Annotated in this window: 3 protein-coding genes and 1 pseudogene; all 4 read left to right on the top strand. The window is 32.0% G+C overall.

The genetic code is table 11. The annotated features are described in order from the left end of the window. Nucleotides 1-2,380: M4 family metallopeptidase (locus tag KI369_RS25080; RefSeq protein WP_212957995.1), on the top strand; the 2,380-nt coding region annotated here is incomplete at its 5' end. Nucleotides 2,381-2,585: 205 nt separating this feature from the next. Next, a pseudogene (locus KI369_RS29580) lies at nucleotides 2,586-3,146 on the top strand (class I SAM-dependent methyltransferase). A 176-nt stretch (nucleotides 3,147-3,322) separates the two neighbouring features. Then, on the top strand, nucleotides 3,323-3,802 hold the full coding sequence (locus tag KI369_RS25065) for an SRPBCC family protein (protein ID WP_212957991.1): 480 nt from the start codon (nucleotides 3,323-3,325) through the stop codon (nucleotides 3,800-3,802). A 79-nt stretch (nucleotides 3,803-3,881) separates the two neighbouring features. Continuing rightward, nucleotides 3,882-7,052 (top strand): ATP-binding cassette domain-containing protein, encoded by a 3,171-nt coding sequence (locus KI369_RS25060; RefSeq protein ID WP_212957989.1) that lies wholly within the window; start codon nucleotides 3,882-3,884, stop codon nucleotides 7,050-7,052. Nucleotides 7,053-7,408 lie beyond the last annotated feature (356 nt).

Raw genomic sequence — 7,408 nt, 5'->3', positions numbered from 1 at the left:
ACTTGTGCGCATGCAACAAATATATGAAGGTAAAGAAGTATACGGACACCAATTGACTGCTCATGTAGATAAAAAGGGTATTATTAAAAGTGTTTCAGGGGAAAGTGCACAAAATTTAACTCAAGAAAATTTAAAGAATGTTAAAAATTTATCAAAAGAAGAAGCGAAGCAATATATTTATACGAAGTACGGAAACGATATTAAATTTATTTCTGAACCAGAAGTTAAGGAAGTTATTTTTGTTGATGAAAATCGTGGGAAGGCTACAAATGCATATCAAGTTACATTTGCAGCTGCCACACCAAACTATGTATCTGGAACTTATTTAGTGGATGCTCATAGTGGTGATATGTTGAAAAATATGGTACAAGAATCAAGTTTAAAAGTAAGTGAAGAGCATGTTGAATCTTTAAAGGAGAGTAATAAAAGTAATTCCATATCATTAACTGGTACAGGAAAAGATGACTTAGGTATAACTCGCACATTCGGTATTTCTGAACAAAGTAACGGGAAATATGTGCTTGCTGATTACACAAGGGGGCAAGGAATTGAGACGTACGATGTAAATTATAGAGATATTACTTTTGAAGATAAATATTATCCTGGTATATTAGCAACTAGCACATCAAGAACATTTAATGATCCAAAAGCGGTAAGTGCTCATTTCTTAGCAACAAACGTATATGATTTTTATAAAGACAAATATAAGCGTAATAGTTTTGATAATAAGGGGAAAAAAGTAGTTTCCGTTGTACATGCATGGGATTCTGGAGAAACAAATGATCCTAAAAATTGGGCAAATGCATTTAGTGCTAATATTAACAATGTTAGTATGCTTATATATGGTGATCCAATGGTTAGAGCGTTTGACATAGCGGGTCATGAATTTACACATGCGGTTACATCTAGTGAATCTAATCTTGAATTTTTTGGGGAATCTGGCGCAATTAACGAGGCGTTATCTGACATTATGGGAACGGCTATTGAGAAATATATAAATAATGGGGAATTTAATTGGACGATAGGAGAACAAAGCGGATCAGTTCTCCGTAATATGAAAAATCCATCTTCAATCAATTTTTTTAATGGAGTACCGTATCCTGATGATTATAGCAAATACAGTGATTTAAACGGAGAAGATAATGAGGGCGTTCATTTCAACTCAAGTATTATTAATAAAGTCGCGTATTTAATTGCAAAAGGTGGCACTCATAACGGTGTAACTGTAAATGGCATTGGTGAAGATAAAATGTTTGATATTTTCTATTATGCAAATACTGATGAATTGAACATGACTTCTAATTTCACTGAATTAAGATTAGCGTGTCTTAAAGTTGCAACAAATAAATATGGGGCAAATTCAATTGAGGTTGAAGCGGTCCAAAAAGCTTTTGATGCAGCGAAAATTAAAGGAAACGTGAAAGAAAATGAAAAAACTGAGGCCAACCAAGCCCCAGAGTTAACGGTACCTCTTACAATTACACTACGTGTAGGAGATACGTTTGACCCGATGAGCAATGTAAAAGCTATTGATAAAGAAGATGGTGACTTAACAAATCGAGTAGAACATAAAGATGATGTAGATACTTCTAAACCAGGCAAATACATTGTGGATTACTCTGTCGTTGATTCTCAAGGTGGGAATGCAACGGCAACACAGACTGTAATAGTAGAGGCAAATGTAGAAACATCAGATCTAAACCCTACATTAACAGTGCCTGTTGCAGCGACAATTCATGTAGGAGATTCATTCGATCCAATGGCAAAAGTAAAAGCTATTGATAAAGAAGACGGCGATCTTACTTCTAAAGTAAAAGTTGATGGTGAAGTAGATACCTCTAAAGCCGGTACTTACATATTAAAGTATACAATTACAGATTCTAAAGGTCATGAAGGAACTGCGAAACAAACTGTAACGGTCAAAGGTAGAGAAGAAGTTAAGAATGAAATACCAATACTAAAAGTACCTGCTACAACTACAATTACTAAGGGGGATCAATTCGATCCGATGGCAGGAGTATCAGCTACTGATAAAGAGGACGGTGACCTTATTTCTAAAGTAGCGTATGAAGGAAGTGTAGATACCTCTAAAGCTGGTACTTTTGAAATGATATATAGTGTCACAGATACTGTAGGTAATGAGGTACATACAATACAAAAAGTATTAGTGAAGGATAAAGACACTAGCAAAACTAAAAGTTTTACTAATAACAGTAATAACGGTAATATTCCGAATAACAGCAATAAAAAAGAATCTACATATAAAGAGCTTCCAAACACGGGTGCAAGTACAACTAACAGTGCAACAATGGGCATATGGATGGTTATTGCAGGTACCGTACTCACTTTAGCTCGCAAATTTAGAAAGATACAAAAATAATACAAAAATAGTTGTGTATTAGGAACTGATTCCATTAAGGTAGTTAGATCATTGCATTAGGGGATTTTTAGGGATTGAGTTTGATATTGTCCGGAACGCATTTTTTGTTAAAACAATCACTATTTTTTCTTAACTTATTGTAGAAGGTGGAATAATAGTAAACATAGAATATATTAATAATTAAAATGTTTACGAGGTGAAAGTTATGGCAATAAAACAAGACGAAATTAAAGTAGTAGTCGGAGCTGGAGTTTTTAATAATAATCCAGGTTGGATACAAACGCAAGAAGATGAACTTAATTTACTAGATAAAACTATGTGGGAAGAAAGATTTGAATACAACTCTATTTCAGCTATTTTAGCTGAGCATATATGGGAACACCTTACATTTGAAGAAGGTGTAAGAGCAGGTGAAATTTGTTATGAATTTTTAAAAGCCAGCAGGCCACATTCGGTGCGGTGTTCCTGATGCATTTTCCGAGATGAAGCGTACCAAAATATAGTTCAAATAGGTGGGCCAAGCCCGAAAGATCATCCAGCAGCAAGTCATAAAATTGTACATAATTATAAAACATTAACGAAAATGTTTGAAACAGCTGGATTTGAGGTAGTTTTACTTGAATATTGTGATGAAAATGGTCAGTTTTATTACAATGAATGGGATGCAAACGACGGTGTTATTTTCCGTTCAAAAAGATATGATTCTAGAAATAAAGGTGAACAGCTTGGCTTTCCATCGCTAATTGTGGATGCAATTAAGCGGTAAGTCATTCAATAAAAGCAGGAGTTTCATAGTCGCAAATGCGACTTTTTTTATTGGTATGTAATATGGAAGAGGCTATTTATGATAATTAATATTTCATTAAAGATTTATTTTATATATAAAATCGGGTAAAATAAAAGAAGAACATATATTCTGTTTAAGGGTAGGGGGCAATATATATGATAGCTGAATTTGGGAAACTAACTGATGGATACATTGTAAAATTTGAACGCCAATTTTCATATACAATAGAGGAAGTTTGGTCTGCATTAACAGAAAACAGTAAGCTTAAAAAATGGATGTCTAATTTACAGATTGAAAGCCTTAAAACAGGTGGAATAATCAAGTTTGACATGATGGACGGTTCATTTATAAATATTGATATTTTAGAGTGTCAAGTAAACACAGTGCTTGAATTTACTTGGGATAAAGATTGGGTCCGATTTGAAATACATAAAGAGGAAAATGGTTCTTTGTTATATCTTAAAGAATACATCCATGAATTAAATGATCATACACCGAAAGACATAGCTGGTTGGCATATTTGTTTAAATCTTTTTTCTGCCGTTCTAGAAGGAGAAGAAAAAGAATTTTCTAAAGATGAATGGCAACAATGGTTTGAAATATATAAAGATAAGGTTATTGAATTAAGAGGATAATCATCTTGAGGGTTATATTCATTGTGTAATTATTATATTACAAATATGCTTTTAATGAAGAATAAGAATAGAGGTTAATATGAAAGTAAATCAATTAATTGCTAATAACATAAATAAATTAGATACAGCTATTTCATTTAATAAGTCGTTTGGAATCGCTGGTTTATCAGGATCGGGTAAAACAACTTTTTGTCAAACAATTGGCGAAGAATCAAAAAAACGATTAGTTTCTTTATTGCCAAAGGCTGAATATCAGTATTTATTTCCTAATATCATGGAAACGAATTTTAGTGCTATAAAGATAGAGGATATGCCATTAGTACTTTTTCTGGGAAAATCATCAATTTCTTCCAACCCGCGTTCAACGATAGGTACACATACTGGTGTTTTTACTGAAATTCGCGAAAAACTTGCTGAAGTATTTCACCTTTCCCCTGAGGTTTTTTCGTTCAATAACCAGTTAGGTTGGTGTACTGGTTGTAAAGGCCGAGGTACTACTAAAAATATTGAGTGTAAAAAATGTAACGGAAAACGTTATAGCGAAGAAATTGAACAACATACTATAGATTTATTTGCTAAACCACATACAGTTTCAAATATTAATGATTTAAGTGTTGAGTCTATTCTTTCGTTAGCAGAAGAGTTAAATATTAGTGAAGCAAAACAACATATACTGCAAAATATAATTAATATGAACATTGGTTATTTAACATTAAATCGAATTATGGGTACGTTGTCTGGTGGAGAGTTAACACGACTTTATTTGGCTGAATTCATGGCAGTAAGTGAGAATGCTGTAATTATTATTGATGAGATTTCAGTTGGACTTGATCATGAAACATTATTACAAATATTAGAAGAGATTAAACAGTTAGGGTGTAAAAATCAGATTTGGCTCATTGATCATTCAGATACAGTACTGGATACAACAGATGAGCAATTGTTCTTTGGACCTGGTAGCGGAAAATATGGTGGGGAAATTGTGAAAGAATCACCAAGACCAAAACCAATACTGTGGGATCTAAATAAAGAAGCACCAACAGAATATTATAGATTCCAAGAATTATATTGCCGTAATATCCAAATGACGGAGTTTCAAATTCCTAAAAATAGGCTTGTAACGGTTACAGGAGAATCTGGATGCGGGAAATCTACACTTGTCAATGAATGTTTAGCTACAGATTTCATGAAACGATATACAAAAGATAAATTAGTTATGGTAGGACAAGATCGAAATCAATCCATTACAAGTCGATCAACTGTAGCCACTTTTCTAGATATTAAAAAGAAACTAACAAAGTATAGTGAAGAAATTGAGGATATTTTTGAGCGTTCGATTGAGGATATTATAGATGAACTCCCAAATGAAGATATTGCGTATAAACGCTTGAGTCTACTAATTAAATTAGGACTTGGTTATTTAACGTTAGAACGAAAAACACAAACATTATCAACAGGTGAGTTTCAATGTGTTCATTTAGTTTCGGAGTTATTTGCAAACACTAGAAATCCACATACATTATTTATTTTTGATGAGCCTTCAAAAGGTTTATCACAAAATATTTTAAATCAATTTATAGATAGTGTTAGAGGGATATTACAAGATGAATCGGTCTCTATCATTATGATTGAACATAATAGCTACATGTTAGAAAACTCTGATTATATTGTAGATTTCGGGAAAAGACAGCTTGAATCTATAAAACATCTTGATGTAGTAAGTCATGAAGATTATTATCGTCAAAAAAGTAGTGTGAATCATGCTGAGCAAATACATATTTCTTCAGCACTTAAACACAAAGAAGGCGTTCACTATTTAGAAGAAAATCATATTAACTATTTTAAAAATGCGGAAAACATTTATAAGGGTGGTGTTTTAAAAAGTTTATCATCAATGGCCCGTTTAATTTATGGCGAATATGAATCAGATACAATTGCACCTGTTGTTGCTATTGATCTTGAAAGACATTTATATAGTCAATATAGTTTCTTATACGAAATTGGTGGACTAATTAATCGTATTGTAGCTGCTCATCCAACTAATAAAGATACGAGAAGTTTTGATTTCTATTCACAGGACAATCATTGTCCATCTTGTTCTGGACGTCTTCAAATTGAAGTTTTCGATAAAGGTATTACAATTCAAAATAAAAACGTTCCATTTTGGGACGGTTTATTCGATCCAGAAATCATGAAAGTATTAAAATTTTATCAATATGAAAAAATAGAATTTCTATTCGGTGAAATTAAAAATGAGCTTGGTCACGATTTATCAAAGAGCTATAATGATATGTCAGAAGAAGAAAAGCATACGTTTTGGTACGGATATTTTGAAAAATCATTTTATGATAAAAAAGGAAAGACACGCAGAACATGGGTAGGATTTAATACGATTATTGGTGGATATATTGTTATTTCAAAAGCAGCTATTAAAGAAGAAATTAAGACTTCTAAAGAAATGGTGACATGTCCAATTTGCGAAGGAACGGTTTTAAATCATCATAAACCACTTAAATTTGGCAACTCAGATATTCGTGAAATTATCAATCAACCAGTTGATGAAGTGTTGAAAACAGTTGGTGATTTACCTGAACTTCATAAATTGAAATCTATTGTTGGTGGCGATAGGAAATTGACAGAAGATGTTTCTTTATTGCCGAGAAAAACACAAGTTGCACTGAAAATGTTTGAATTAGAGCAGGCAAGTTTCTCAAACTATGAAATGGTGTTACAAAATGTCTTACCATTCTGGGATGAAATAAAAGGGAATATTGAATCCATGAGTATTAATAATCAAGTAACTGTTTGTGATTTCCCTAATGTTTATGAAACGAGAGAAAACATTATAGATAAGTATTTCACAAATGGTAAATATAAAAAACTTACGTATGTATACGAAGCGTTTGGGTACAAAAAATTAGTTACCCAAATTAATAAAATTAAAAAAAGTAACCCATGTCCATTCTGTAACGGAAAGAAAGTTATAACGGAAGATAATTTACACGATGGTGTCTTTAAACTAACAATTCCATGTATAACTTGTAATGCAACAGGTATTAATGATGAAGGGCTAAAAGAAGTTGTTGAGGGCGTGGATGTGCAAACATGGTTAACTGGAAAAGTTAGTGATGTTGTGGATGAAAGCTTATTAACAGAAGCTGTTACGCAAATACCAATTTTTAATCGTATTCGCGAATTGGATAAACGAGATATGATGGCGGTTTATGAATGTCTTGAGCGTAATCAGTAAAGTTTTATTAGCTTATGTATTATTAACATAACTTATATAAAACGTATATTCTTTATACTGTTTATATTAACGCAGTATGATTGATACAAGGTAATGAAAGAAGATCCAATTTTTTAATGTTAAAATTAAGAAATTGGATTTTTTATTATATTTATGTTCGGCATACAATGTTTTTCACTATGGAAAGAAGTGTGAAGAGAGGAGAGATGGAAAATTAAAAAGAATAAAAAGTGGATATATTATGTAATTATCATATTATAAAAGTGATGAATAAGCGTAAAAATAGTTCGTAAGTTATATTTGTTTATTAACCTTTTTGCTTTATTATCTGATTTTTTAAATTTAACAGAAATATA

Source organism: Bacillus sanguinis (genome assembly GCF_018332475.1).
GTDB lineage: Bacteria > Bacillota > Bacilli > Bacillales > Bacillaceae_G > Bacillus_A > Bacillus_A sanguinis.
Note: the sequence above shows the minus strand (reverse complement) of the source record. Positions and strands in the feature narration are given on the sequence as shown.